Here is a 24,172-nt window from a genome sequence, read left to right as displayed (position 1 = left end):
AGGAGTTTTCCCATGGCTGACGATCTGAAAGACACCCTCTCCACTGCCGCGCCCATGCAACGCCGCAGCCTGCTCAAAGGCACCGCCGGTATCCTGGCCGCGGGCGTGTTCCCCGCCGTGCATTCGGCCGACCCCATCGTGCTGCGCTACCTGGGCACCGCGGTGAACCAAGACAAGGCGATTGCGGAAAAGTTTGAAAAAGACACCGGCATCAAGATCCAGTACGTGGCCGTGACCACCGACGACGTGACCAAGCGCGCCGTCACTGCGCCCAACAGCTTTGACCTGATCGACTCCGAGTACTTCTCACTCAAGAACATCGTGCCCACCGGCAACCTCAAGGGCATCGACACCAAACGCATCAAAAACGCGGACAAGATCACTACGCTGTTTACCAAGGGTGAAGTAGGCGGCAAGAAGGTCGGCGACCAAGGTACCGCACCCAAGAAGGTGATCTACCTGGAAGGCGAAAAGAGCAAGAAGTTCTCCGCCACACCTACCCAATTCATGTCGCTCATTCCCACCGTGTACAACGCCGACACGCTGGGCATCCGCCCTGACCTGATCAAGCGCCCCATCTCGTCGTGGGCCGAGTTGCTGAACCCCGAATTCAAGGGCAAGGCCGCCATTCTGAACATCCCCTCCATCGGCATCATGGACGCCGCCATGGTGGTAGAGGCCATGGGCATCTACAAGTACCCCGACAAGGGCAACATGACCAAGAAAGAAATTGACCTGACAATCAAGACCCTGATTGAAGCCAAGAAGGCCGGCCAGTTCCGCAGCCTGTGGAAAGACTTCAACGAGTCCGTCAACCTGATGGCCTCTGGCGAAGTGGTGATCCAGTCCATGTGGTCGCCTGCCGTCACCGCCGTGCGCACCAAGGGCATTGCTTGCAACTTCCAGCCACTCAAAGAAGGCTATCGCGCCTGGGCCTCCGGCTTCGGCCTGCCCACCACCTTGTCTGGCAAAAAGCTGGACGGTGCTTACGAGTTCATCAACTGGTTCTTGGACGGCTGGGCCGGTGCCTACCTGAACCGCCAGGGCTACTACAGCGCCGTGCTGGACACTGCCAAGGCCAAGATGGAAGCCTACGAGTGGGCCTACTGGATGGAAGGCAAACCTGCCACGCAAGACATCAAGAGCCCAAATGGCGACGTGCTGGCCAAGAAGGGCGAAAGCCGCGACGGCGGCAGCTACGAACAGCGCATGGGCGGCATCGCCTGCTGGAACGCCGTGATGGACGAAAACGCCTACATGGTCCAAAAGTGGAATGAATTTGTAGCGGCCTAGCCGCACCCCCGTCCAGGCGCACTGCGTGTCGCCTGTTCCCCCCTTGAAAGGGGGCAACACCAGCGGTCTGGCAAAGCCAGTCCCGCGGTGTTTCTGGAACGGGCGGCGCTACGCGCGCCTTGGACGGGTCCTCACTACCTTGGTTTACGGATAGGCATTTATGAGCGCACCTTCAACACCTTCACTTCCGGCGGCATCTGCCCCGGGTCGCACACTTGCGGCCTGGTGGCAGGCCCTGCCGCTCACCACGGTGTTTGCGCTCTTCTTTTTGATTCCATTGGCGCTGGTGCTGATGGTGAGTTTCTGGGACTACAACCAGTACGAAATGCTGCCCGGGTTCACCTTCAAGAACTACGTGGCCATCTTCGACGGCTGCCTGTCGCGCAATGAGTACGGCGACTTGTGTGTCACCGCCAAGACCTACCTGTCCACCTTCAAGTTCAGCCTGCTGGTGTGGCTGCTGACGCTGGTCATCGGCTTTACGGTGTCATACTTTCTGGCCTTTCACGTCAAATCCAGCGGTGTGCAAGTAGTGCTGTTTGTGCTGTGCACCATTCCGTTCTGGACCTCCAACGTGATCCGAATGATTGCCTGGGTGCCGCTGCTGGGCCGCAATGGCCTGGTCAATGACGCACTGCTCACCATGGGCATGGTCGACAAGCCAGTGGAATGGCTGCTGTTTTCCGACTTCTCGGTGGTGCTGGCCTTTGTGCACCTGTTCACCACCTTCATGATTGTGCCCATCTTCAACAGCATGATGCGCATCGACCGCAGCCTGATTGAAGCTGCCAGCGACAGTGGTGCCACCGCGTGGCAGACACTGTGGAATGTCATCGTGCCGCTGTGCCGCACCGGCATCATTATTGGCTCCATCTTCGTCATCACCATCGTCATGGGCGACTTTGTGACCATCGGCGTGATGGGTGGCCAGCAGATCGCGTCGGTGGGCAAGATCATTCAGGTGCAGACCTCCTACCTGCAGTTCCCGCTGGCCGCGGCCAATGCTGTGGTGCTCTTGAGTATCGTGCTCATGATCATCTGGGCCCTGACCCGCATGGTCGACATTCGCAAAGAACTATGAACACCAAAAATCGCTCCGCCGCCTTTTGGCTCCTGGCCCTGTTCTTCGCGGCCTATGTGCTATTTCTCTATGGCCCGATGCTGGTCATCGTGGTTCTGAGCTTCCAGGGCCCCGAGGGTGGGCTGACTTTCCCCATGCGCGGCATCTCGTTGCACTGGTTCCACAAGTTGGCCGAGGGTCTGGGTGTGGTGGACATTGCCGCTGCGCTTTACCGCTCGCTGGGCTTGGGCCTCACGGTCATGGCCTTGACCATTGTGTTTTCGGTGCTGGCCGGTCTGGCCTTCCGCAAGAAGCTGCGCGGGGGCCACATCCTGTTCTTCACCGTGGTGGCCAGCCTCATCATGCCGTCCATCATCGTGTCGCTGGGCATCGGACTGGAGTTCCGGTTGCTCGATAGTGGCATCAAGAAGATGCTGGAGACGTTTGGCATGGAGGGCGTGCTGGAGAATTACGGCACGGCGCTGGGTATCTACACCTCGGCCCTGGGCGCGCACCTAACGTGGACGCTGCCCTTCGGCCTGCTCATCATGTTTGCCATCTTCAACCGCTTCAGCCCAGCCTATGAAGAGGCTGCCCGCGACCTGGGTGCTACGCCCTGGCAGGGATTTCGCCACGTGGTGCTGCCGCTGATTGCGCCCTCGGTCGTCGGCATTGGCATGTTTGGCTTCACGCTGAGCTGGGACGAGATTGCTCGCACCTCACAGGCCATTGGTGACGTGAACACGCTACCTCTGGAGCTGCAAGGTCTGACCACCACGGTCACCACGCCCTCCATCTACGCCTTGGGCACGGTAACCATGGTGGTATCGTTTCTGGTGATGGGGCTGGCTGTGGGCCTGTCCAAACTGCTGGCCAAGAAGCCAACCAACCGGCCTTCCGCATGACTGAATTTGTCGCACTGACAGAAAACGAGATTTACGAGCGCATGGTGGCCACCATCCTGGACCACCGCCTTCCACCAGGCACCAAGCTCATCGAAGAAAAGTTGGCCAGCGCCTTCGGGGTGTCGCGCACCCGCATCCGGCCGGTTTTGGTGCGCTTGGCCAACGAGCAAATCGTCACGCTCACACCCAACCGAGGCGCCATGGTGGCCCAGCCCACCGAGAAAGAGGCGCGGGAGGTGTTCGAAGTGCGCCGCATGATCGAACCCACCCTCATCGAATGCTTCATTGCCAGCGCCACAGCTGACGACATTGCCGTGCTGACCCAGTGCATCAACGAAGAAGAGGCCGCGCGTGCTACCGGTGACATGCGCCGTGCCATCCGCCTTTCGGGTGACTTTCACCTGCATATCGCCAATGCCTCAGACCATCAGACCTTGGGCCGTATCCTGCGTGAGCTGGTGTCGCGCACCTCGCTGATTCTGATGACCTACAGCGACAACCATTTGCAGGCACGTGCAGAGGCGACATCCTGTGGCTGCCAAGAGCACCGTGCCTTGCTGGACGCCATCCGCCTGCGCGACCCGCGCGAAGCTGCGCGCCTGATGCGAGAGCATTTGGGCCAGCTGGAAGCCCAGCTGCGTTTCACCGCCACCGACGAAGCCGCGCCAGATCTCGCCTCCCTGTTCGGTACCCCCCCGGCGAGCCACTGACACCACGCATGCGCCATTTGCTGGTCATCAATCCCAACACCTCGGTGCATGTGAGTGCGCTGCTGCAATCACATGCGCAGGCTACGGCGGGCCCACAGGTGAAGGTACGCACCGTGACTGCACGGTTTGGCGCTCCTTACATTGCGTGTGAGGCCAGCTACGCCGTCGCTGCGCATGCTTTGCTGGACCGGTGGGCCAGCGCATTGCAGGACGACGCGCCAACGCCCGACGCTGTGTTGATTGGATGTTTTGGCGATCCCGGTCTGCTGGCCCTGCGCCAGGGCAGCCAGTCACCCGTAACAGGTTTGGCCGAGGCCTCGTTTCATGAGGCCTCCCTGCATGGCCCCTTCGCCATCGTGACCGGGGGTGAACGCTGGAAACCCATGTTGGAACGACTTGCCTTCACACTGGGCCATGCACCCTCATTGGCCGGCATCCACACTGTGGTGCCGAGTGGGGCAGAGCTGGCCAGCAACCCCGAGGCGGCCATTGCCTTGTTGGCACAAGCCTGCCGCGAAGCGGCCGAGCGTTGGCACGTGGGCTCGGTGGTGTTGGGCGGTGCCGGGCTGGCGGGCATGGCGGCAGCGGTGCAAGCGCATGTACCCGTCCCCGTGATTGACAGTGTGCAAGCGGGCACGCGCCAAGCACTGGCGCAACCTACAACGGCTTTGTCGCGCAATGGCTTTGCCATCGCTTGGGAAGGGGTGGGCGAAGCGCTTGCTGCCCTTGGCGAACGTAAGCAGTTGCTGCAGGTGTAATCCCATGTAAGGGGGGTCATCCGCCGCCGTGGGCTGGCGTTGTGGATGCATAAACCACCACGTTTGGCGGTATGGGCTGCAGCCCCCTTGATCGCATGACTACGACCCTTTCTGCAAAGACTTTGCGCGCTTCTTTAGCTGCTTTGGGCCTGCTGGCCCTAGTGCACACCGCCCACGCTGACGACTGGACCCCCCTCCTGGGGGGTGGTGCCGGTGCGGCAGCTGGTGCAGCCATTGGCCAAAGCATGGGTGGCAAACAAGGCGCAGTTGTGGGCGGGGCATTGGGTGGGGCTGCAGGGGCCGCCGTCAGCACCCGTGGTTCCGGCCAAACGGGTGCGGTCATTGGCAGCGCTGTAGGTGGAGCTGCGGGTGCGGCCGTCGGCCAGTCAGTGGGCGGGCGCACCGGGGCCGTGGTGGGCGCTGGGGTAGGTGGCGCCGCTGGTGCGGGCGTGGGCCGCAGTGTGACCCAACAGCATGCACACACGCGGGCTTATGGACCCAAGCCCCATTACGACCGCGTGGGCTACCGGGGTGATGACTACCGCCATGGCTTCAAACGTCACAAGGGCAAAGGACACGGCCACCACCACGGCCGTGGGCATGACCGCTACGACGACTGAGTAAGTCCGAACTATCCGCGCAAAGTCTGGGCAAAAAAGGCCAGTGTGCGGTCCCAGGCCAGTTTGGCCGCGGCCGCATCAAAACGTGGTGTGGTGTCGTTGTTGAAGCCGTGTTGGGTGCCCGGGTACAGGTGGGCCGTGTAGCGGGCACCAGCAGCCTTGAGGGCGGCTTCATAGGCGGGCCACGCCGCGTTGATACGTTCGTCCACGGCAGCAAAATGGATAAGCAGCGGCGCCTTGACTTTGGCGGCTTCCTCAGGCGCCGGATGGTTGCCGTAAAAGGGTACAGCCGCCGCCAGATTGGGCAGGCGGGTAGAGAGGAAGTGGGCCATGCCACCCCCATAACAAAAACCGACGGTACCAAGTTTTCCGTTGCCTTGTGGGAGGGTTTGCAGCCAACCTGCCGCCGCCACAAAGTCTTCGCGGGTTTTGGTCTGGTCCAGCTGGGCAAAGAGGGTGCGGGCCTTGTCCTCATCCCCTGGGTAACCACCCAGAGGGGTGAGGGCATCGGGGGCTAGCACCAGATAGCCCTCCAGCGCCAGGCGACGCGCAATGTCTTCGATGTGAGGGTTGAGGCCCCGGTTTTCGTGCACCACCAGAATGGCGGGGAGTTTGCCGTCCGATTTGGCGGGTTGGACCACATAACCCTTGATGTTGCCGTAACCGGCAGGGGATGGAATATCCACCAAACGGCTGCTGATGCGCGCATCATCTTTGGGCACCACTTGGCCCATGGCGAAATTGGGACTCAGGGCCGCCAACAAGCCGACGGCAGTGGCGCCGCCGACGGCAAATTTCTGGGCTTTCTCGAGGAAACCACGCCGGTCCACCAGACCATGCACATAGGCATCAAACAGGATCAGCAGCTCTTGGTCGAAGTCTTGTGCGGTCTTGCGTTGCATGGAGGCCTCCAAAAAAGATTCAGCTTAGCCCCTTGCGTCCGTGTTTGTATTAACAGGACTGGATGCAGGGTTTTCGCCTAAGGCCACCTCACCCCCCAACGCTTCCAGCAAATCCGGGATCAGCTGCACCAGCTCACCCGTCGCAATGGCCACGTCGGCGTCAAAGTTGTCATCCTTGCCGTCTCCTGCCGCTTTGGCGGCTTCTTCGAAGACGGTGTCCAGAAACGCGATCTTTTTGATCTGCAGTGCCTCGGTCAGCACAAAGGACACACGTTCGTTCCAGGTCATGGCCAGGCGGGTGGGCATTTTTCCCAGCGCTATGTGCTGAGCTACCTCGTCGGTGTCCAGCGCATGGCGGGTGTAGCGCACCACGGCCTTGGATTCATCCGCTGCCTTGAGTTCACATTCGCGGTCCACGCTGAAGTCGGTCGGGGCTTCCTGCGTGCCCAGCCAGTGCGCCATGGCCATGGCAGGCGACAGCTGGGTATTGACCAGCTGGACGGCCAGTCCATCCACGGCCTTGATCAAGGCAGTCATCACTTCATCGGCCTTGGATTGGCTGCCTGCGTCCAACACCAAGCGGCCGGCTTTGGGGTCGATCCACACCAACACGCTGGACTGCTTGGTAAACGCCATGGGCAGCAGTGCCAGTTTGGCGTCATCACGGATCTCGCGCGCCTCTTTCTTGCCGGGCTTGCGGCCGGTGGTGGCTTCGATGTGTTGGAGTTGTTCCTGTACCTTGCGTTTGACCACCGAGCCCGGCACGGTCTTGACCTCGATCATCAGCTTGAGCAGCCACTGGCCACCCACGATCTCTACCAGCGGCCCATGGGCCTGGCCGCGTGGTTCGGTCCAACCCACCGACTTCTCCTGGCTAGCGCCACATTCCACAAACCGCGCGCTGTCCAGCGCGTCTTCCAATTGCGCTTGTGTGGTCGACCAGGCCGACACCAAGCGGTACACCATCATGTTTTTGAACACGTTTACCCTTTTCTTGCAGAACCGGGCATTGTGATGCAACTTTACAAACCTTTATCCGGCCGCAATCGCCAGCGTTACATGCGCGCAGCACACTAACTCTCAACCTGATGGCGATTCCGCTGCGGGTTCAAGACCTAAGGAGCTCCCCATGAAGACCCCGTTCAAATCTCTGATCATTGCTTCCCTGCTGGCCGGTGCCGGTGTTTCTGCTTTTGCCTACAAAAATGAGGGTGCGATGATGGATGGCAAACCACGTGCCGAACACCGCCGCATGGACCCTGCCAAGATGGAAGAAATGCACGCCAAGCGCAATGCAGACCTGAAGGCCAAACTGAAGATTACCCCGGCCCAAGAAGGTGCCTGGACGGCCTTCACCACAGCCATGAAGCCACCGGCACGCGACGCCCAGCAACGCCCTGACCGTGCCGAGCTGGAGAAACTGAGCACGCCAGAGCGCCTGGACAAAATGCGCGCCCTGCGCACCCAACACATGGGTGATATGCAAGCCGCCATGGCCAAGCGTGATGACGCAACCAAAGCGCTGTATGCAACCTTGAGCCCCGAGCAGAAAAAGCTGTTTGACGCCGAGCACAGCCGCAAAGGCGGCCACCGTGGCAGCAAGCACCACTAAGTTCAGGCCAGCAAGGTCTTGAGTTCGCCGCTGGCAATCAGGGCCTGCACGTCACTAGCGCCGCCTACCAGGGTGCCTTTGACAAACACCATGGGAAATGTGGGCCAGCCGGTCCACATTTTCAAAGCATTGCGGCGACGCCATTCGTTGAAGTAATTGCCGTACTCCAGGTAGGTATAGGGAACCCGCGCCGCGTCCAACGCGGCGCGCGCTTTTTTGGGCATGGGGTTCAGGCCCATGCCCACCACCACCACGGCATTGCGCGCCACGGCTGCTTGCACCTCTTGCACGATGTCGGCATGGTGGGTCGCAATGCGCGCACGCACAGCAGGATGTATGCGGGATTCATCGAGGACGGGACGGGACATGGGGTCTCCTGGGCGTTGGCGCCGGATTATGGGGTTGGTACAGGTGCTTGATGGATATCAATATCTGCGCCATGCTAGCCACCTACACTGAGACCCCACCTACCGCATGCCTTCTTCCGCTTTCACTCCCCCCCTTGTTCGCACCATAGGCTTGATGCGCCCCATGGCATGGCTGGCGCTGGCCTGGCGTGACATGGCGCGTGCTGGTTGGTCCAGCTTTGCCCATGGTATTGCGCTGGCGGTATTTGGCGCAGGCATTGTGGCAGTGGCACACCACCGGTTCTGGTTGTTGGCGGGCGCCTTGTCAGGTTTTTTGGTTGTGGCACCGGTGCTCGCGACCAGCCTCTACGCGCTGAGCCGTGCGCTGGAGCGCAAGGAAACTGCAGACTGGGGCGTGGTCTTCAAGACTTGGCTGAACTGGCAAAACAGCCATTTCAACAAGTGGGGCAACGACTATTGGTGCATGGTGCAGTTTGGAGCGTTGCTGGCTTTGGCTGCAACCGGCTGGGTCCTGACCTCGGCGGCCCTGATCACCTTGTTGGCACCTGTCCCCATCAACACGCCGCTGGAGTTTGTACACCACGTGATGTTGGCACAGGACAGCTGGTTGTTTGAACTGTGGCTGGCACTGGGTGGTGTGATGGCTGCTCCCATGTTCGCCTCCAGCGTCGTCTCCATGCCCTTGCTGCTGGACCGTCGCATTTCCTTGCTGCAAGCGGTATTGACCAGTTGGCGCACGGTGCTGGCCAACCCGGTGCCCATGGCGTTTTGGGCAGCGTTGATCATGGGTTTTACGCTGCTGGGCCTGGGCTCGCTGCTGCTGGGTCTGATCCCCGTGATCCCCATGCTGGGCCATGCCAGCTGGCATGCCTACCGTGACTTGGTGGATGCCTCTGCACTGCCAGCACGTGAAGCCTATTCCGAGCCCTACATTCCGCAGGGCCAACGCTGATGTTCGGGTTCTCTGAAGAGCAAATTGCCAGCTTTGGCCTGAGCTTCGGCGTGGGCGGCTTCATGCTCTACATGCTGTTCATCATTGGGCAACTGGCCTGGGAATCAAAAGCCGGGAAATTCGGGACCTTTGTGCTGTTTTTGGGCCTGGCCTTTGGCATGGTGGGCTTTGCCGCCAAGTTTGTCATCCAGTGGCTGCTAACGTCTTGAACCAAACTTAGCCCAGTGGGCGGATGCCAATCAGCACGCCATGCAGGTAAAAGGCAAACAAGGCCCAGCCCAAAACGCCCAGCACCACCGTGGCCAAGGTGCCGGGCAGAGTGCCTGGCGCATACACCACAGCCTGCAACCGGTCCCGTCGGCGCGAAGCCACAAAACACAAGACTGCCCATAGCAGAAAGCTGCCAAAAAGCAGGACGTGGGCCACGGTTCCCGTGGCCAGCAAATGGGCCAATGCCCAGGTTTTGACGGACAACACCATGGGGTGGTGCACACGTGCCTTGATGGCATTGCCTGGTACATACGCAGCGGCCAGAAAAAAGAACGCTGGCAAGGTGAGCAAAGCAGCCAGGTGGCGCATGCCGGTGGGCGGCGTCCACAGCACAGCAGGAGTTTCACGTGCAAGCCCAAAGCCCCAGACGATCAGCCCAAAACCCAGCAAGGAAAGTACGGTGTAGAAACCCTTGTAGGTGTTCTCTCCCCACACAGTGCGCAGGCGTGTGCGGGTGCTCTCCGCCACGATGCGGATGGAATGTAGGCCCAGAAAAATGAGCAGGCCGGCAAGCAGATACGCCATGGTTGTGTCTCCTGGTCAGGCGCCCAGCACCCTGTTTTTGCCAGCGCGTTTGGCGAGGTACATGGCCTGATCGGCGCGTTTGATGGCGTCGGAAGGCTCTTCGTTGGCCACGAGTTGGGCGACCCCGGCACTGAAGGTGATCAACACCTTCTCGGTACCAGCAAGGAAGAACTTTTTGGTCAATTCCCGCTGCAAGCGGGTCATGGCTTCAATGCCCTTGTCCAGAGGCGTATCTGGTAGAAGGATGACAAATTCTTCACCACCATAACGTGCCAAGGTGTCCTGTGGCCGCATGCATTCACGTGCCACCTTGGCGAGATGGGTCAGCGCTTCATCACCCGTGGCATGGCCCATGGTGTCATTGAGCTTTTTGAAGTTGTCGATGTCCAGCAGGGCCATGCTGAGCGGCGTATCTTTGCGCCGCACATTTGATACTTCGCGGTTCAGCGCTTCGTCCAGTCCTTTTCGGTTCAGGGCGCCGGTCAATGGATCGTGGCGGGCCTGGGTACTCACCCGGTCCAGCTCCTGGTGCAGGCGTGCCAGCTGGGCATCGGTTTCAGTCGCACGTTCGCGCATGCTTTGTAGCTGCTCTCGCGAGGTTTGGCTCTCTTGGGCCATGGCACGTGTGGTCCCCACCACGTCTTTGAGCACCGGGGCAATCTCGGCAATCGATTTGGCCTGCTCAATCAGCTTGGCGCTTTCCTCCAGCTTCTGCTGGAAAGTCCCTGTGGATTGGGTCATTTGCGAAAGACGCTCCACAAACGTGGCCAACATGCTGCGCATCTCGTTTTGCGCTTGCAGGGTTCTTTCCTTGGCGTCTTTTTGCTTGAAGATGACATCCTTAAGGCGACGTTCCACATCGTCCAGGCGACGCAGTGTCAGGGGTGGCGTGGATGCTTCCATCAGTGCATCCATCTGACCTTTGAGCCACTGCTCTTCGAGACTGAGCTCGCCAATATTCTCGAACACCAGATGCAAGAGCTTGAGCAAGGTGCTTCGCACTTCCGCCTGGTCCTCGGCCGCAAAGGATAGGCGGTGGCTGTAGTTCACCAACATGAGTTTGGCGGTGGCGACATCCGTACCCGGCTGGCGCAAGGCTTTGATCAAAGTGTCGGTCTGCTCGTTGAAGCGCACATCGTCATTGCCCAGCGCGGGCTGGGCATATTCGATCAGCTTGCCGATCTGTGCCAAAAACTCGGTCGTCAGCGCTGCTGGCGCAACACTGGTGGCCGCGGATTCCGCTGCCGGAGTTGCCGCACCATGGCCCGGCGCAGGCTCCGGGGTGTTGACAGGTACAAAACCACCATAAGCCACCAGTGCGGACTTCACCCCTTCCCAACTCAGGCGGTCGATGGAGTAGTCAAGCAGACCCTTCTGTTTTTGTTGACCCGGTGTCTTGACTGGCAAGGACTGCGAGATCTCACGCAGGATGTCGGCTGGAAAATGCGGCACATGGGGAATGCCTGCGATCTCGTTGTAGATGGAGAGGTAATTGGCAGGGGTGGGAACCAGCTTGCGCGCCGTCAGTTGCTTGAGTGTTTCGCGGGCAATTTCAAAAGGTTTTTTGTCAGCCATGGCAGCACAGGGTTCTACACAATGTTCAAAAAAGCACGTACAGCATCCACCGTGCGCCGGGGATCTTCTTCGTGGGGCACGTGCCCCAGATCGTCAAACACCACCAAACGGGCGTTTGGCACATCGCGCACAAACTTGTGGGCATTCTCCAGTGGAATCAACCGGTCTTGTGCGCCCCAGATCACCAAGCTGGGTATTTTGAGGGTTTTGAGGGCTTCTGTGTCACCTGACACACTTTGCTCAAACCGGTAACGCAGGGCTGCACGGTTGCCCGTGCGCAGCGCCAGTTCGTAGTAACGATCCACCAAGTCGGGGCTTACCTTGCCGGGGTCTCCATAGACATTGCGCAAACTGCTTTGGACCACACCGCGCGGCAGCACGTACTCCATCACATCCCGCACCACGGGCCAACGGGCCATCTGAAAACCGATCGGCACTGATTGCGACTCCAAAGGGTAACCAGCGGAATCCACCAGAATCAACTGGCTCACCCGCCGGGGCTGGGCTACCGCTGTGGCCCAAGCAATCTGGCCACCCAGTGAATTGCCGGCCAGGACAAAGGTTTGTACTCCCAGGGCATCCAGCATCTGGATCACAAACTGCACGTAGGCTGCCATCGAATAATCATTGGCTGGGTGCGGCCCCGTCAGGCCAAAGCCGGGCAGGTCAAAACGGATGACTCGGCGCTGGCCTTGCAATGCGGCTGTCCAGCCATCCCAGGTATGCAAACTCGCAGAAGTGCCATGCAACAACACGATGGGACGGGAGTCGCTACGCGGCCCTTCGTCCCGCACATGCACCCGCATTCCACCCACGTTCAGCCAGCTTGAAGGGGGTAGGGCCCAACGTGCGGCCAGTTTGTCGACACTGCGGTCTGGTGCCCAGGTCGCCACCACACCCGCGACAAAAAACACAACGCAGCTGACACAGACCACCAACAGCAAACGCAAAAGGTATTTCATGGGGACCGACTGTACTCTTTCGTAACCACTCCAGCGACTGCTAATAACCCTGTGCATAAATTTCTAACAAACGGCAAGTTATCCACAGATTTTTTGAGAAAAACCAAGTTACCCCCAATCCGGTAGCAAAACCAAAGCGCAGTCGCCCACATGGGTTCACACAATCTAAGTATTTGATTTTTATAAGAAAAAAAGGGTTGTCCACACAAACAGGCTTTGCTTAGCTACTACTACTATCTTGAAATAATGAATTTAGTTAAATAGCAGCAGACTTCTTTTCCTGAAAAGTACACCAGTATTTCTAATCCAAAAAAAGTTGTGAACATCTGCAAAAGCCAGGCAGCAAAGCGCCGAATCAGGCCTGTCAATCAAGTAAGATTTGCCAGCTTTCGTTTCTCCCTTCCCAAAAACCGCCTTCATGCCAGCTCCTTCCGCAGGTTCAGCCCCTATTTCCAAGCCCACGAGCTTCGAAATCAAAAGCGCGCAGCTTCCTTTGGTGGCTTTGCTTTTGAAATCGGACAATTGGGACCAGGTGGCTGCCGAGTTGCAGCAGCAATACGGACAGGGAAGCGAAAGTGCCGATTTTTTTGACCACGATGGCTTGGTCATTGACTTCTCTCAGCTGCCTGCTGACACACCCGTGCAAGACATGGTGCCTTTGCTCAAGGTTTTGCGCTCTTGCAACCTGATTCCGGTTGCTGTGCGCGGCGCCAGCGCGGCGTGGACTGCTGCAGCCTTGGCAGTAGGTTTGGTCGAAGCCCCACCCGAGCTTGTCCGGGTTCGGCAGGCCGAGGCACCAGCTCCTGTGGCCGTGCAGGAAGTGGTCAAGGAGGTAGTGCGTGAGGTACCCGGGCCTGCCACCTTGGTCATCGACAAGCCTTTGCGTTCGGGGCAAAAGGTCTATGCGCGCGGTGGTGATTTGGTGGTGTTAGCCATGGTCAACCAAGGCGCCGAGATTGCAGCCGATGGCAATATTCACGTGTATGCACCGCTGCGTGGCAAAGCCATGGCTGGTGCGCGTGGCAACACCCAGGCACGCATTTTTTCCTTGTGCCTGGAACCCGAGTTGGTATCCATCGCAGGCGTGTACCGCACCAGTGAAAACGCATTTCCCAAAGAAGTGCAGGGCAAGGCGGCCCAGGTGCGGCTGAGCAGCGATGGACAGGAAAAACTGCTCATAGAGCCGCTCAAGGCCTGAGCCCATTTCAAACTTTTATCCCGAAAGCATTTCACCCATGGCAAAAATCATCGTGGTTACCTCTGGCAAGGGCGGTGTGGGCAAGACCACCACCAGCGCCAGCTTTGCAACTGGCTTGGCCCTGCGTGGTCACAAAACGGCCGTCATCGATTTTGATGTGGGCCTGCGCAACCTAGACCTGATCATGGGCTGCGAACGCCGTGTGGTGTACGACCTCATCAATGTCATCCAGGGTGAAGCCAATCTGAACCAGGCCCTCATCAAGGACAAGCAGTGCGACAACCTGTACGTGCTGGCCGCCTCGCAAACGCGTGACAAGGATGCGCTGACCCAAGACGGTGTGGAAAAAGTACTGGCCGACCTGTCGGCCATGGACTTTGAGTTCATCGTGTGTGACTCCCCCGCCGGCATTGAAACCGGTGCCCTGATGGCCATGCACTTTGCGGACGAAGCTTTGGTCGTGACTAACCCCGAGGTGTCCAGCGTACGTGACTCGGACCGCATTCTGGGCATGCTGGCCAGCAAGACCAAACGCGCCATGACCGGCGCTGAGCCCGTCAAGGAACACCTGCTGATCACGCGCTACAACCCTGCCCGGGTTGATCAGGGCCAGATGCTATCGCTGGAAGACATCCAGGACATTCTGCGCATCAAGTTGATCGGGGTGATTCCCGAAAGCGAGTCGGTGTTGCAGGCGTCCAACCAAGGTGTGCCTGCGGTACACATGCAGGGCAGCGATGTGTCTGAGGCTTACAAGGATGTGATCGAGCGTTTCCTCGGAACTGACAAACCCATGCGCTTTACCGAAGCCCCCAAGCAGGGCTTGCTCAAGCGTCTGTTTGGAGGCAAATAAGCCATGGCTTCTTTACTGTCCTTTTTTCTGGGTGAAAAGAAGAGTACGGCCAGCGTTGCCAAAGAACGCTTGTCCATTCTTCTGGCCCACGAGCGTTCAGGACGCAACGCCCTGCAACCCGAGAAGCTGATGGAGCTGCAGCGTGAGCTGGTGGCCGTGATCAGCAAATACGTCAAGATCAATCCCTCGGACATCAAGGTCATCCAGGGTCGCCAAGACAACCTGGAGACCTTGGAGGTCAAGATCGAACTGCCGGACGCGCGTTAATTTGCTATTGTTTTAGTAGCTATTAGCGCAGTATTTACGGCGTCTAGAGGCCAATTTGGCTTCAACTCAAGCCGCAACAAGGCGCAGCAGCGTGATCTCGGACGGGGCACCAAAGCGCTTGGGTGGGCCCCAGTAACCAGTGCCCCGGCTGGTGTACACCCACAGTGTGCCCAGCCTGTGCAGGCCCGCTGTGAAGGGCTGCTGAAAACGCACAAAGTAGCCCCAAGGCCAAAACTGGCCGCCGTGCGTGTGGCCTGACAACTGCAAATCAAATCCTGCCTGTTCTGCCACTGCCGCACTGCGCGGTTGGTGGGCCAGCAAGAGCTTGAAAAGCGCTTGTTCAGGTGCCTGGTCCAGGGCTGCATGGGGGTCGCTGCGGTGGCTCTCATCAAAGTGGTGGGCGCTGTAGTCGGCAATCCCGGCCACCACGACCATGGCGCGTTGCGCGTCTTGTGAATCATGGCTGTGGTGGATCACCACATGTTCATTCATCAGCACCCGGATACCGAGAGCGCGCAAAGCTTTGATCCAGCTGTGTGCGCCTGAGTAGTACTCGTGGTTGCCGGTGACAAAAAAGGTGCCGTGTGTGGATTGCAGTTGTGCCAGGGGTGCAATGTGCTGACCCAGCTCATGCACGCTGCCGTCGACCAAATCGCCCGTGATGGCCACCATGTGAGCACCCAGGCTGTTCACCCGGTTCACGATGCGCTGCAGGTAGTGTGTCTTGATGGTGGGGCCGACATGGATGTCACTGATTTGCGCCATGGTGAATCCGTGCAGCGCCATGGGCAGGTTGGCAATCGGCACATCCACCCGCACCACTGTTGCAGTGCGGCGGGCGTTCCAGAAACCCAGCACGGTCATGAGCAGAGCAAGCAAGGGCACTGCCAGTGCACTGTGGTGGCGCAGGGCTGCCAAGTCCAGCACCAACCCTGCTGTGTGGGCCCCCCAGGCCAGAAACAACATCCCATCCCGCAGCAGGGTGAGTACCAGCAGCGAAGAAAACCCACCCATGCAGAGCAAGCCTGCCCACACCAGCGCCGCATTCCACACCCCAGCTTGGGCGCCGCGCCCCATCAAACCCTTGGGAACCAGCAGGGCCGACAGTAGCAGCAGCCCACCCATGAAGAGCCCCAGGCTGGAAGGCAAATCTGGCAACAAACGCCAGGCAATCAATCCATGAAAGAGCAGGGAGATCAGGGTAACCGGGGCAATTGCCATGGTGTGCGCCGCGTTTAGCAGTGGGCCGGCGGCAAAGTGGAAAGTGTGTAGGTGGTGGGAAAGCGCCCAGATTCAAGGGAGCACTGCCATGGCCAACGGGACGGAAGTACCGCCCAAGGCCCCATCTGCCCCAAAACGCTGCTCGGCAAACTGCACGCTGTGTGTACCTACCCGCACCACACTGCAAGCCCGCGTGCCGTAGCCTGGTGTGGCAATGAATATGGGGGAGAGTGCGCGCTCCAAGTCCCGCGGTACCCCGGTGTGGGGCAATTCTTCATCCTGTGCCAGGGTGCGTGATTGCAGTAAAGGCCACAGGTCTTCGTCCTCTGTCTTACCGCGTGTCACACAGTTCGCCAGACCGTTGCGGAGCTGGCGCAGCTTGGGCCAAGGGGTGTTGAAGTCGGCATTCGAGACAGCGCCTAGGCCAGCTGACAACGTGACGATGCGGGCGCCACGGCTCTCCAGGCCCAGCAAGGTCTGGCCATCAAACACCAGCAGGTTAAAGGGGTTGTAGACGCTGGCTTGGGCTTGCAGCTTGCGCAGGTAGCTGGCGGCATCCAGCGGGCTTTGCAGGAAATCGGTGACCAGTTGACCGCGCGAAGGTGCATCTGGGTTGGTGGGAAAGCCGCTCCGAAAGTTGGTCAGTGCGGCCAAGCGCCCACCCGGGCCCACCCCCAACCAGGTGCCACCAGCCTGGACATCGCGCCCGGCCAGAATGTGCGCATCGGGCCAGTGGTGCAGGGGCTCCGCGGGACGGGTATAAAACTCATCGCGGTTGCCGATCAGCAGCAGCGGGGTGGCGCTGCCGGGCTGCCAATTCCAGGCGATCAGGCACATGGGCCGACGCTCAGGGGGTGGAGGTGACGGAAAGAGCCGTCCGATCGACCACGCGGCGCAGCACAAAGCTGCTGTGCACGCCGGTCACGCCCTCGATGCGGGTGAGCTTGTTGAGCAGCAGCGCTTGGTAGTGGTCCATATCGCGCACGGCCACCTTGATTTGGTAATCCGCATCCTGCCCGGTGATGAGCAGGCATTCCAGCACCTCGGGCAGCACGCCCACGCTCGCTTCGAAGTTGGCAAAGCGCTCGGGCGTGTGGCGGTCCATGGAGATGTGCACGATGGCCATCAGGGAGAGCCCCAGCTTTTTGGCGTCCAGCAGGGCGCGGTAACCCACGATCAGGCCTGATTCTTCCAGCGCGCGCACCCGGCGCAAGCAGGGGGAAGGGGAGAGGCCGATGCGGTCGGCCAGGTCTTGGTTGTTGATGCGGCCGTCGGTCTGCAGGATTTCCAGAATTTGCTGGTCGTAGCGGTCAAGTTTCATATGGATGCCTGAATCGTTGGTAGTTTTAGCAGAGTATGCCAAATAAAGCGGCTATGTGCGCAACAACGCAATCGTCTGCCGGCGGTGGCGGCCTACACTGGAGGCCTCTGTTACCCACAGCCCAGCAGCAACACGGTCTACCTACCCGACGCCGCGCAGGCTGCCCCACAAGGGCAGCTTCAGCACCCCACAGCCCCAGGTCTACCCAAACCTGGGGCTTTTTGGCTTCTGGCCCGCGTGAAATATGCGCTAACAGCTACTAAAAACATAGAAAAAAGGGCCCCGCAGGGCCCTAGGCAGGTCGCTGCCGGGGTTCAGGTACGCAGGCCTTCGGCGTGCATGGCGGCTAGGACCGCGGGGCGCGCACCGACGCGGGCGCGGTAGCTGCCCAGGTTGGTCAGGCCGGCGATATCCACGCCCACCAGGCGCGCCCAGTTGCTGACCGTGAAGAGGTAGGCATCGGCCACTGTGAAGGTGTCACCCATCAGGTAGTCCTTGCCCGCCAGTTCGCCGTTGACCCAACCCAGGCGAGACAGCAGCTGGGTTTTGGTGGCCGCTTTGACCTCGTCAGGGGTGCTGGGGTTGAACAAGGGCGAGAAGTTCTTGTGCAGCTCTGTGCCGATGAAGGTCAGCCACTCCTGCAGCTTGTAGCGTTCGAACGTGCCATTGGCAGGCGCCAGCTTCTTCTCGGGCACCAGGTCAGCTAGGTATTGCACGATGGCCGGGCCTTCGTGCAGGGTGCGGCCGTCGTCCAGCTCCAAAAATGGCACGTAGCCTAGCGGGTTGATGGTGTAGAAATCGGTGCCGTCGGGCGTCTTGTGGGTCTTGGTCGGGGTGAGGATGCCTTCGTAGGCCAGGCCCGCCTCGTGCAGCACGATGTGGGGCGACAGCGAGCAGGCGCCGGGAGAGTAGTAAAGCTTCATGCGAATCCTTGTGCAGTGCGAGAGAACCACCCCGGCACACAGCCGGGAACCAGCGCGCATGCTACCGCGGGCGTCAAGCCCGTGCAGCCATGCGGATCATGTTGGCGGCTTTCTCCGCAATCATGATGGTGGGGGCGTTGGTGTTGCCCGTCACCAGGTCCGGCATGATGGATGCGTCCACCACCCGCAGGCGCTGCAGGCCATGTACACGCAGCTCTGCGTCCACCACAGCCAGGGGGTCGCTGGCCGGCCCCATTTTGCAAGTGCCGATGGGGTGGTACTCGGTGTCGGAATGGTCGCGCAGAAACTGTTTGATCTGTTCCGGGTTGTTGCGGTCCAAGGGGTAGAGCATCTGGCCTCGGCAAGCCTGCAGGGCCGGGGCTTGCATGATGTCAAAGCCCATTTGTGTGCCACGCACCAGGGTGTCCAAATCGTCCGGGTCTTGCAGGTAAGCGGGGTCGATCAGCGGTGCGTCGGTGGGCTTGGCACTTTGCAATGTCACGCTGCCCCGGCTTTTGGGCCGCATGAGGGTGACATGCAGGGTATAGCCGTGGCCCAGGTGGGCCTTGCGCGTGTGGTCGTCCACGATGCCGGTGCAAAACGCGAGCTGGATGTCTGGCGCTTCCACATCGGGCCGGGTTTTCATGAAGGCCTGGGACTCGGCCACGTTGGTGGTGATCCAGCCGGTGCGCTGCTTGCGCCATTCGAAGACGGACTTGACCATGTTGAGTGCCCCCTTGGCCGAGAAGCCCAAGGTCGCGTCCTGTTGCTGGGTGCGGTAGATCAGCACCGTGGTCACATGGTCCTGCAGGTTCTGGCCCACGCCGGGCAACACATGGCGCACCGGAATGCCGTGGGCCCGCAGGTGCTCCGCCGGGCCCACGCCCGAGAGCATCAGAATCTGCGGCGACCCAAAGGCGCCGCTGCTGAGCACTACCTCACGCTGGGCGCGCACTTCCTTGGTCTGTCCTTGGTGCAGGTATTGCACACCCACGGCATGTTGGTCGCCGTCGCCGCCTTCCAGCAGCACTTTGCAGGTATGGGCGTGGGTGATGATGGTCAGATTGGGGCGGTTGCGGTGCGGGGTGATGTAGGCCTTGGCCGCGCTCCAGCGTTCACCGTCCTTTTGTGTAACCTGGGCGGGTGCGCAGCCCCATTGCTGGGCGCCGTTGTAGTCGGGGGTGCGCGGCAACCCCTGGCTTTCGCAGGCGTCCAGAAAGGCTTGGTTGAGAGGGCTGGGGCTGCGCAGGTAGCTCACATGCAGAGGGCCGTTCACACCACGGAACTCGTTGGCGCCCACGCATTGGTTGTTTTCGGACTGCTTGAACAGGGGCAGCACATCGCGGTAGCTCCAGCCGGGATTGCCCAGGCCAGCCCAGCGGTCGTAGTCGTAGGGGTTGCCGCGCGTGTAGACCATGGCGTTGAGCGAGCTGCTGCCACCCATGACCTTGCCACGCGGTGCAAAGCCGCGCCGCCCGCCCAGGCCGGGCTGTGGAACGCTCTCGTAGTTCCAGTTGAAGATGCCCAGTGGCGCCGTAGCCGCAAAGCCCAGCGGCGCGTGGATGAAGGCGCTGCTGTCCTGGCCACCAGCCTCCAACAGGCAGACCGAGACGGCGGGGTCCTCACTCAGGCGGCTGGCCACCACACAACCGGCGGAACCGCCGCCGACAACGATGTAATCAAATGTTTGGGACGACATGGGGCTCACTCTTGGTAACTGGGGTCGATGCGATTGAGTTTGCGGATCAGGGCCGGCCAGACAAAGGAGCCACCCAGTCCACCGGTTTGCACCCGCATGGCTTCGCTCACGCCGTGCACGATCTGCGGGTGCACATGGGTCAGTTCTCCGCCAGCCTGTGCGCCAATCTGGATCTGACACGTCGCCTCGAAGGTGTACATGCTCAGAAACGCATCGGCAATCGTCTTGCCCACGGTCAGCAGGCCATGGTTGCGCAGCACCAGAAAGTTGGCTTCGCCCAGGTCGGCCTGCAGGCGCGGCTTCTCTTCTTCGCGGAAGGCGACGCCTTCGTAGTCATGGTAGGCCAGCGAGGCCAGCACAAAAGTGGACTGTTGACTCAAGGGGAGAATGCCGGCCTTCTGCGCGCTCACCGCTACCCCAGCGCGGGTATGGGTGTGCAGCACGCAACACGCGTTCTCGCGTGCCTCGTGCACGGCGCTGTGGATCACAAAGCCCGCCGGGTTCACGGGGTAAGGCGAGTCGATGAGTTTGTTGCACTGCTGGTCCACCTTGACCAGGCTGCTGGCGGTGATTTCGTCAAACATCAGCCCATAGGGATTGATGAGAAAGTGGTGCTCAGGCCCGGGGATGCGTGCGCTGATGTGGGTGAAAACCAGGTCGCTCCAGCCATACAGCGCGACCAGGCGGTAACAGGCGGCCAGGTCGACGCGCAGCTTCCATTCTTCGGCGCTGACCTGCGATTGCACAGACGGTGTTCCCATGCGGTGTCTCCTGCGGTTGGGGGAGTGGCCACATTAACCGCCGAGCACGCCGGAAACTGTCGTCCAGGGGGCAATTTAGGGAAAGCTCTAGGGCGAAATGGAGGGGGTACTCCAAAACGGCGGCCAGTGCAGCGCCCGCGTCAGTTCAGGCGGGCCAGGCGGAACTCGCTGGGGCTTTGCCCGGTGCGCTCACGGAACACACGGCTGAAGTGCGAGGGGTTGTTGAAGCCCCAGTGCAGTGCGATGTCGGTGATGGCTCGCGCACCCGGCCCCACCTGTTGCAGCTCGCGCAGGCAAGCATCCAGTCGCAAGTGCTGGATGTAGCTAGCCAGCGTGTGCGGCTCGTCGGCAAAGGCGTTGTATAGGTGGCGTTTGCTGCAGTTGAGCGCGGTGGCAATCTGGTCCACGGACAGTGCCGGGTCGCGCAAATGCAGCGCCACGTGCTGGCGAATGCGGTCTTTGAACGCCTCGCGCTGCGTTAGTGGCGTGTGCTGGCCTGCCAGTTCGACGAGAGACAGCCGTACCAGCTGGGTCACCAACTCGCCTGCGCCGCGGGCCGCATCTGCGCTCATATGCGGCAGTTCTTCCAAGGTGCTGCGCATGGTGCCCAGCGCTATGCGGCCAATGCCACTGTTGCCGTTGACGGGCCGCGCCATCACGTTCTCCAGGCGCAGCCCCTGGCCCGCCAGCTCGGCGCGGGGAATCATGACGACCAGGTGTTCCACGCGCTCGGGGTTGGCCACCAGGTAGCTGGTGGTGGTGTCGTAAACCGTCCAGCTGCCGGGGCTGACCCAGGCTTGTCGGCCGCCCTGTTCCACGCTGGCGCGTCCACGCAGCGGGGCTACGATTTTGAGGTAAGCCTCTTCGCTGCCCCGCACCATGTCCATGGTGCGGATCACGCGGTGGCGGTTGGCCTCCAGGCGGGTGAGGCGCAGCGCTCCGGCTTGGCCGGTGTGCAGGTGGCCGTCAAATTCGGTGTCGCCGTACAGGTCGGACTGGAGGCCATCGAATTGCTGCCATACCCAGTCGCGCCAGACGGACGCGCGCTCCGCAGGGCGGAAATGGTCCGTACTCCGCGCTTGGATCTGCGGACCCGGAGCGGGAGCGGCGCTGTGGGGCTGGGGCATGGTGGTGCGATTATGGGCGGCCAGCGCCCGTTGCGCTGCTGCCGCAAGGGTTATCCCTAGCCGATTTGCACGCAGGGCAGGGTGGTTTGTGCACGCTCAGCACAGCGTAGTAGGAACAGGCTTTCTACGATGATGGTTTAAGACCGAACCACCGCAGGAGAACCCCATGTCCGATTTGTCCATGTTGATCAATGGCCTCAAAGTCACTGCAGAGAAGGGCGCCACCTTTGAGCGGCGTAACCCGCTGGACGGCAGTGTGGCTACGCGAGCCCCCGCCGCCTCGGTGGCCGATGCCGTGATGGCCGCCGATGCAGCCGCCGAAGCCTTCAAGGCCTGGAGCCAGACCGGCCCGGGTGAGCGCCGCGCACTGTTACTCAAGGCCGCCGATGCGCTGGAAGCCAAGACACCACAGTTCATTGAAGCCGTAGGTGCCGAAACCGGCGGCACCGGCATGTGGGCCGGCTTTAACGTGCACCTGGCCGCTGGCATGATCCGCGAGGCAGCGGCGCTGACCACGCAGATCAGCGGCGAGGTGATTCCGTCTGACGTGCCCGGCAGCCTGGCCATGGGGGTGCGCCAGCCGGCCGGTGTGGTGCTGGGCATTGCACCGTGGAACGCGCCCATCATCCTGGGTGTGCGCGCCATTGCTACGCCGCTGGCCTGCGGCAACACGGTCATCTTCAAGGGCAGCGAGAACTGCCCGCGCACCCACCAGCTGATTGTGGAAGCCTTTGCAGATGCCGGTTTCCCGCCCGGCGTAGTGAACTACATCACCAACGCCCCGGCCGATGCGGGCGCCGTGGTGGAGGCCATCGTGGCGCAACCGGCAGTGCGCCGTGTCAACTTCACGGGCTCCACCAAGGTGGGCAAGATCATCGCGATGACCTGCGCCAAATACCTCAAGCCCGTGGTGCTGGAGCTGGGTGGCAAGGCGCCCATGGTGATCCTGGACGATGCCGTCATCGAGGACGCCGTGAACGGCGCGGCCTTTGGCTGTTTTGCCAACAGCGGTCAGATCTGCATGTCGACCGAGCGCATTGTGGTGGACCAGAAAATTGCCGACGCGTTTGTGAAGCAGTTTGCCGCCAAAGCGGCCGCGCTGCCCGTGGGCGACCCGCGCAAGCCAGACCCGGTGGTGCTGGGTTCGGTGATTGGCATGAACACCGTGGAGCATTGCAATGCGTTGATCGACGACGCGCTGGCCAAGGGCGCCAAGCTGCTGTGCGGCGGCAAAGCCAGCAACACGCTGATGGCCGCCACGGTGCTGGACCACGTGACGCCTGCCATGCGCATCTACCACGAGGAAACCTTTGGCCCGGTGAAGTGCGTCGTGCGGGTGAACGGCGTGGACGAAGCGGTGGCTTGCGCCAATGACAACGAGTACGGCCTGTCGTCTGCGGTGTTTGGCGCTGACATCGCGCGCGCCTTCAACGTGGCGCGCCGCATCGACTCCGGCATCTGCCATGTGAACGGCCCCACAGTGCACGACGAAGCGCAGATGCCGTTTGGCGGCGTGAAGGGCAGTGGCATGGGCCGTTTTGGCGGCAAGGCCGGTGTGGCCGAGTTCACGGAGCTGCGCTGGATCACCCTGCAGACCATACCGCGCCACTACCCGTTCTGAGTGAAGCGCGGTGGCGCGTCAGTTTGCTATATAAATAATAGCTGCTGGCGCAATACTCACGGGGGCTGGGGCCCTGTTTGGCACTTAATTGGCAGCCAAACGGGGCGCCGCCCACAGCACCTGGTCCACCACGGCCTGCACGCCGCGGCGCTGGCGCTCGTCGATGAGCTGGCCCTGTTCGTCAAAGGCCTTGTTGGCCGAGCCCAGCGCAAATTGCTTGGGCGCCAGCCAGCAGTGCAGGGCGAGCAGCAGGGGCTGCAAATGGCTGAGCGAGCGCAAGCCTCCCAGTGCACCAGGCGACGCACTGAGCAGCCCCACCACTTTGCCGCCAAACGGCTTTTCACCGTCTGCCCATACCGGGTGGCCTTTGACGGGGCTGCTGGCCCAATCCAGCGTGTTCTTCAGCAGGCCGGTGTAGCTGCCGTTGTACTCGGGCGAGACGATGATCCACGCGGGGTGCGCGTCCATGATTTCCTTGAGACGGATCACGTCGGGCGGCGTGCCGCTGGCTTCCAGGTCGGCGTTGTAGAGCGGGATGTCGAAGTCGCTCAGCTCCAGGTGGGTCACCTCGGCGCCCGCCTCACGGGCCAGGGCGGCGGCTACGTGCGCGAGGCGGCGGTTGAAGGAGTGTTGGCGTGTACTGCCGGCGAAGATGAGGAGTTTGGTCAT

General features: G+C 60.9%; 27 protein-coding genes. 13 read left to right on the top strand and 14 right to left on the bottom strand.

Annotation, left to right across the window (positions count from 1 at the left end; all coding sequences use genetic code 11):
* Positions 1-12: 12 nt before the first annotated feature.
* From CHU94_RS02775 to CHU94_RS02750, 6 genes are all read left to right on the top strand, one after another.
* Complete coding sequence (locus CHU94_RS02775; RefSeq protein WP_094476537.1) at positions 13-1,293, top strand: PotD/PotF family extracellular solute-binding protein; 1,281 nt, start codon at positions 13-15, stop codon at positions 1,291-1,293.
* Between the two features lie 160 nt (positions 1,294-1,453).
* Positions 1,454-2,374 carry an ABC transporter permease gene (locus CHU94_RS02770; RefSeq protein WP_094476535.1) on the top strand — a complete coding sequence of 307 codons (921 nt, stop codon included), beginning with the start codon at positions 1,454-1,456 and terminating at the stop codon, positions 2,372-2,374.
* Positions 2,371-3,258 carry an ABC transporter permease gene (locus CHU94_RS02765; RefSeq protein WP_094476533.1) on the top strand — a complete coding sequence of 296 codons (888 nt, stop codon included), beginning with the start codon at positions 2,371-2,373 and terminating at the stop codon, positions 3,256-3,258. The genes CHU94_RS02770 and CHU94_RS02765 overlap by 4 nt, the downstream gene beginning before the upstream one ends.
* On the top strand, positions 3,255-3,968 hold the full coding sequence (locus tag CHU94_RS02760) for a GntR family transcriptional regulator (RefSeq protein ID WP_094476531.1): 714 nt from the start codon (positions 3,255-3,257) through the stop codon (positions 3,966-3,968). Before CHU94_RS02765 ends, CHU94_RS02760 begins: the two co-directional genes overlap by 4 nt.
* A gap of 8 nt (positions 3,969-3,976) precedes the next feature.
* Positions 3,977-4,726, top strand: coding sequence for an aspartate/glutamate racemase family protein (locus tag CHU94_RS02755; protein WP_094476529.1), 750 nt, complete (start codon positions 3,977-3,979; stop codon positions 4,724-4,726).
* 122 nt (positions 4,727-4,848) lie between these two features.
* Complete coding sequence (locus CHU94_RS02750; protein ID WP_255033794.1) at positions 4,849-5,346, top strand: glycine zipper domain-containing protein; 498 nt, start codon at positions 4,849-4,851, stop codon at positions 5,344-5,346.
* A gap of 11 nt (positions 5,347-5,357) precedes the next feature.
* Here CHU94_RS02750 and CHU94_RS02745 read toward each other — a convergent pair whose 3' ends face one another.
* Positions 5,358-6,248 carry a dienelactone hydrolase family protein gene (locus CHU94_RS02745; protein ID WP_094476525.1) on the bottom strand — a complete coding sequence of 297 codons (891 nt, stop codon included), beginning with the start codon at positions 6,246-6,248 and terminating at the stop codon, positions 5,358-5,360.
* Positions 6,249-6,272: 24 nt separating this feature from the next.
* The gene (locus tag CHU94_RS02740) at positions 6,273-7,229 is read right to left on the bottom strand and encodes a recombination-associated protein RdgC (RefSeq protein WP_094476523.1); all 957 of its coding nucleotides are present in this window, start codon (positions 7,227-7,229) and stop codon (positions 6,273-6,275) included.
* A 148-nt stretch (positions 7,230-7,377) separates the two neighbouring features.
* On the opposite strand from CHU94_RS02740, the gene CHU94_RS02735 reads away from it, so the two are divergent.
* A complete protein-coding gene (locus CHU94_RS02735; protein WP_094476521.1) occupies positions 7,378-7,860 on the top strand; it encodes a Spy/CpxP family protein refolding chaperone in 483 nt (160 codons plus the stop codon).
* Between the two features lie 2 nt (positions 7,861-7,862).
* Here CHU94_RS02735 and CHU94_RS02730 read toward each other — a convergent pair whose 3' ends face one another.
* The gene (locus CHU94_RS02730) at positions 7,863-8,228 is read right to left on the bottom strand and encodes a glutaredoxin domain-containing protein (protein ID WP_094476519.1); all 366 of its coding nucleotides are present in this window, start codon (positions 8,226-8,228) and stop codon (positions 7,863-7,865) included.
* 106 nt (positions 8,229-8,334) lie between these two features.
* On the opposite strand from CHU94_RS02730, the gene CHU94_RS02725 reads away from it, so the two are divergent.
* Together CHU94_RS02725 and CHU94_RS02720 are read left to right on the top strand one after the other, a co-directional pair.
* Positions 8,335-9,180 carry a DUF2189 domain-containing protein gene (locus CHU94_RS02725; protein ID WP_094476517.1) on the top strand — a complete coding sequence of 282 codons (846 nt, stop codon included), beginning with the start codon at positions 8,335-8,337 and terminating at the stop codon, positions 9,178-9,180.
* Positions 9,180-9,389, top strand: coding sequence for a DUF2788 domain-containing protein (locus CHU94_RS02720; protein ID WP_176451904.1), 210 nt, complete (start codon positions 9,180-9,182; stop codon positions 9,387-9,389). The genes CHU94_RS02725 and CHU94_RS02720 overlap by 1 nt, the downstream gene beginning before the upstream one ends.
* Positions 9,390-9,396: 7 nt before the next feature.
* Here CHU94_RS02720 and CHU94_RS02715 read toward each other — a convergent pair whose 3' ends face one another.
* Genes CHU94_RS02715 through CHU94_RS02705 form a run of 3 tightly spaced genes read right to left on the bottom strand, consistent with a single transcriptional unit; the run spans position 9,397 to position 12,512 of the window.
* On the bottom strand, positions 9,397-9,975 hold the full coding sequence (locus CHU94_RS02715; RefSeq protein WP_094476513.1) for an NnrU family protein: 579 nt from the start codon (positions 9,973-9,975) through the stop codon (positions 9,397-9,399).
* A 15-nt stretch (positions 9,976-9,990) separates the two neighbouring features.
* Positions 9,991-11,550 (bottom strand): GGDEF domain-containing protein, encoded by a 1,560-nt coding sequence (locus CHU94_RS02710; RefSeq protein ID WP_094476511.1) that lies wholly within the window; start codon positions 11,548-11,550, stop codon positions 9,991-9,993.
* 14 nt (positions 11,551-11,564) lie between these two features.
* Positions 11,565-12,512: an alpha/beta fold hydrolase gene (locus CHU94_RS02705; protein ID WP_094476509.1), complete on the bottom strand. Its 948-nt coding sequence runs from the start codon at positions 12,510-12,512 to the stop codon at positions 11,565-11,567.
* A gap of 418 nt (positions 12,513-12,930) precedes the next feature.
* Between CHU94_RS02705 and minC the strand changes: the two genes are divergently transcribed.
* Genes minC through minE form a run of 3 tightly spaced genes read left to right on the top strand, consistent with a single transcriptional unit; the run spans position 12,931 to position 14,830 of the window.
* Positions 12,931-13,710, top strand: coding sequence for a septum site-determining protein MinC (gene minC, locus CHU94_RS02700; RefSeq protein WP_094476507.1), 780 nt, complete (start codon positions 12,931-12,933; stop codon positions 13,708-13,710).
* Between the two features lie 37 nt (positions 13,711-13,747).
* On the top strand, positions 13,748-14,563 hold the full coding sequence (gene minD / locus CHU94_RS02695; protein WP_094476505.1) for a septum site-determining protein MinD: 816 nt from the start codon (positions 13,748-13,750) through the stop codon (positions 14,561-14,563).
* 3 nt (positions 14,564-14,566) lie between these two features.
* Positions 14,567-14,830 carry a cell division topological specificity factor MinE gene (minE, locus tag CHU94_RS02690; protein WP_094476503.1) on the top strand — a complete coding sequence of 88 codons (264 nt, stop codon included), beginning with the start codon at positions 14,567-14,569 and terminating at the stop codon, positions 14,828-14,830.
* A 66-nt stretch (positions 14,831-14,896) separates the two neighbouring features.
* Here minE and CHU94_RS02685 read toward each other — a convergent pair whose 3' ends face one another.
* The 7 genes from CHU94_RS02685 to CHU94_RS02655 form a co-directional block, all read right to left on the bottom strand.
* A complete protein-coding gene (locus CHU94_RS02685; protein ID WP_094476500.1) occupies positions 14,897-16,051 on the bottom strand; it encodes a metallophosphoesterase in 1,155 nt (384 codons plus the stop codon).
* Between the two features lie 72 nt (positions 16,052-16,123).
* Positions 16,124-16,888, bottom strand: coding sequence for an NRDE family protein (locus tag CHU94_RS02680; RefSeq protein ID WP_094476498.1), 765 nt, complete (start codon positions 16,886-16,888; stop codon positions 16,124-16,126).
* Between the two features lie 10 nt (positions 16,889-16,898).
* On the bottom strand, positions 16,899-17,372 hold the full coding sequence (locus CHU94_RS02675) for an Lrp/AsnC family transcriptional regulator (protein ID WP_094476496.1): 474 nt from the start codon (positions 17,370-17,372) through the stop codon (positions 16,899-16,901).
* Between the two features lie 314 nt (positions 17,373-17,686).
* Complete coding sequence (gstA, locus tag CHU94_RS02670; RefSeq protein ID WP_094476494.1) at positions 17,687-18,295, bottom strand: glutathione transferase GstA; 609 nt, start codon at positions 18,293-18,295, stop codon at positions 17,687-17,689.
* Between the two features lie 73 nt (positions 18,296-18,368).
* Positions 18,369-19,994 carry a GMC family oxidoreductase gene (locus CHU94_RS02665; RefSeq protein ID WP_094476492.1) on the bottom strand — a complete coding sequence of 542 codons (1,626 nt, stop codon included), beginning with the start codon at positions 19,992-19,994 and terminating at the stop codon, positions 18,369-18,371.
* A gap of 5 nt (positions 19,995-19,999) precedes the next feature.
* Positions 20,000-20,755, bottom strand: a complete 756-nt coding sequence (locus tag CHU94_RS02660) for a class II aldolase/adducin family protein (protein ID WP_094476490.1) — start codon at positions 20,753-20,755, stop codon at positions 20,000-20,002.
* Between the two features lie 140 nt (positions 20,756-20,895).
* Positions 20,896-21,882 (bottom strand): helix-turn-helix domain-containing protein, encoded by a 987-nt coding sequence (locus CHU94_RS02655; RefSeq protein WP_094476488.1) that lies wholly within the window; start codon positions 21,880-21,882, stop codon positions 20,896-20,898.
* A gap of 166 nt (positions 21,883-22,048) precedes the next feature.
* On the opposite strand from CHU94_RS02655, the gene CHU94_RS02650 reads away from it, so the two are divergent.
* Complete coding sequence (locus CHU94_RS02650; protein WP_094476486.1) at positions 22,049-23,503, top strand: aldehyde dehydrogenase; 1,455 nt, start codon at positions 22,049-22,051, stop codon at positions 23,501-23,503.
* Positions 23,504-23,587: 84 nt separating this feature from the next.
* Here CHU94_RS02650 and CHU94_RS02645 read toward each other — a convergent pair whose 3' ends face one another.
* A complete protein-coding gene (locus CHU94_RS02645; RefSeq protein WP_094476484.1) occupies positions 23,588-24,172 on the bottom strand; it encodes an NADPH-dependent FMN reductase in 585 nt (194 codons plus the stop codon).

Source organism: Rhodoferax sp. TH121, from assembly GCF_002251855.1.
Taxonomy (GTDB): domain Bacteria; phylum Pseudomonadota; class Gammaproteobacteria; order Burkholderiales; family Burkholderiaceae_C; genus Allorhodoferax.
Note: the sequence above shows the minus strand (reverse complement) of the source record. Positions and strands in the feature narration are given on the sequence as shown.

What these genes read in the sequence shown, in the direction of transcription:
- CHU94_RS02775 (WP_094476537.1), top strand. Translation starts at nt 13, where the DNA reads ATGGCTGACGATCTGAAAGACACCCTCTCCACTGCCGCGCCCATGCAA.
- CHU94_RS02770 (WP_094476535.1), top strand. Translation starts at nt 1,454, where the DNA reads ATGAGCGCACCTTCAACACCTTCACTTCCGGCGGCATCTGCCCCGGGT.
- CHU94_RS02765 (WP_094476533.1), top strand. Translation starts at nt 2,371, where the DNA reads ATGAACACCAAAAATCGCTCCGCCGCCTTTTGGCTCCTGGCCCTGTTC.
- CHU94_RS02760 (WP_094476531.1), top strand. Translation starts at nt 3,255, where the DNA reads ATGACTGAATTTGTCGCACTGACAGAAAACGAGATTTACGAGCGCATG.
- CHU94_RS02755 (WP_094476529.1), top strand. Translation starts at nt 3,977, where the DNA reads ATGCGCCATTTGCTGGTCATCAATCCCAACACCTCGGTGCATGTGAGT.
- CHU94_RS02745 (WP_094476525.1), bottom strand. Translation starts at nt 6,248, where the DNA reads ATGCAACGCAAGACCGCACAAGACTTCGACCAAGAGCTGCTGATCCTG.
- CHU94_RS02735 (WP_094476521.1), top strand. Translation starts at nt 7,378, where the DNA reads ATGAAGACCCCGTTCAAATCTCTGATCATTGCTTCCCTGCTGGCCGGT.
- CHU94_RS02730 (WP_094476519.1), bottom strand. Translation starts at nt 8,228, where the DNA reads ATGTCCCGTCCCGTCCTCGATGAATCCCGCATACATCCTGCTGTGCGT.
- CHU94_RS02725 (WP_094476517.1), top strand. Translation starts at nt 8,335, where the DNA reads ATGCCTTCTTCCGCTTTCACTCCCCCCCTTGTTCGCACCATAGGCTTG.
- CHU94_RS02720 (WP_176451904.1), top strand. Translation starts at nt 9,180, where the DNA reads ATGTTCGGGTTCTCTGAAGAGCAAATTGCCAGCTTTGGCCTGAGCTTC.
- CHU94_RS02715 (WP_094476513.1), bottom strand. Translation starts at nt 9,975, where the DNA reads ATGGCGTATCTGCTTGCCGGCCTGCTCATTTTTCTGGGCCTACATTCC.
- CHU94_RS02710 (WP_094476511.1), bottom strand. Translation starts at nt 11,550, where the DNA reads ATGGCTGACAAAAAACCTTTTGAAATTGCCCGCGAAACACTCAAGCAA.
- CHU94_RS02705 (WP_094476509.1), bottom strand. Translation starts at nt 12,512, where the DNA reads ATGAAATACCTTTTGCGTTTGCTGTTGGTGGTCTGTGTCAGCTGCGTT.
- minC (WP_094476507.1), top strand. Translation starts at nt 12,931, where the DNA reads ATGCCAGCTCCTTCCGCAGGTTCAGCCCCTATTTCCAAGCCCACGAGC.
- minD (WP_094476505.1), top strand. Translation starts at nt 13,748, where the DNA reads ATGGCAAAAATCATCGTGGTTACCTCTGGCAAGGGCGGTGTGGGCAAG.
- minE (WP_094476503.1), top strand. Translation starts at nt 14,567, where the DNA reads ATGGCTTCTTTACTGTCCTTTTTTCTGGGTGAAAAGAAGAGTACGGCC.
- CHU94_RS02685 (WP_094476500.1), bottom strand. Translation starts at nt 16,051, where the DNA reads ATGGCAATTGCCCCGGTTACCCTGATCTCCCTGCTCTTTCATGGATTG.
- CHU94_RS02680 (WP_094476498.1), bottom strand. Translation starts at nt 16,888, where the DNA reads ATGTGCCTGATCGCCTGGAATTGGCAGCCCGGCAGCGCCACCCCGCTG.
- CHU94_RS02675 (WP_094476496.1), bottom strand. Translation starts at nt 17,372, where the DNA reads ATGAAACTTGACCGCTACGACCAGCAAATTCTGGAAATCCTGCAGACC.
- gstA (WP_094476494.1), bottom strand. Translation starts at nt 18,295, where the DNA reads ATGAAGCTTTACTACTCTCCCGGCGCCTGCTCGCTGTCGCCCCACATC.
- CHU94_RS02665 (WP_094476492.1), bottom strand. Translation starts at nt 19,994, where the DNA reads ATGTCGTCCCAAACATTTGATTACATCGTTGTCGGCGGCGGTTCCGCC.
- CHU94_RS02660 (WP_094476490.1), bottom strand. Translation starts at nt 20,755, where the DNA reads ATGGGAACACCGTCTGTGCAATCGCAGGTCAGCGCCGAAGAATGGAAG.
- CHU94_RS02655 (WP_094476488.1), bottom strand. Translation starts at nt 21,882, where the DNA reads ATGCCCCAGCCCCACAGCGCCGCTCCCGCTCCGGGTCCGCAGATCCAA.
- CHU94_RS02650 (WP_094476486.1), top strand. Translation starts at nt 22,049, where the DNA reads ATGTCCGATTTGTCCATGTTGATCAATGGCCTCAAAGTCACTGCAGAG.
- CHU94_RS02645 (WP_094476484.1), bottom strand. Translation starts at nt 24,172, where the DNA reads ATGACCAAACTCCTCATCTTCGCCGGCAGTACACGCCAACACTCCTTC.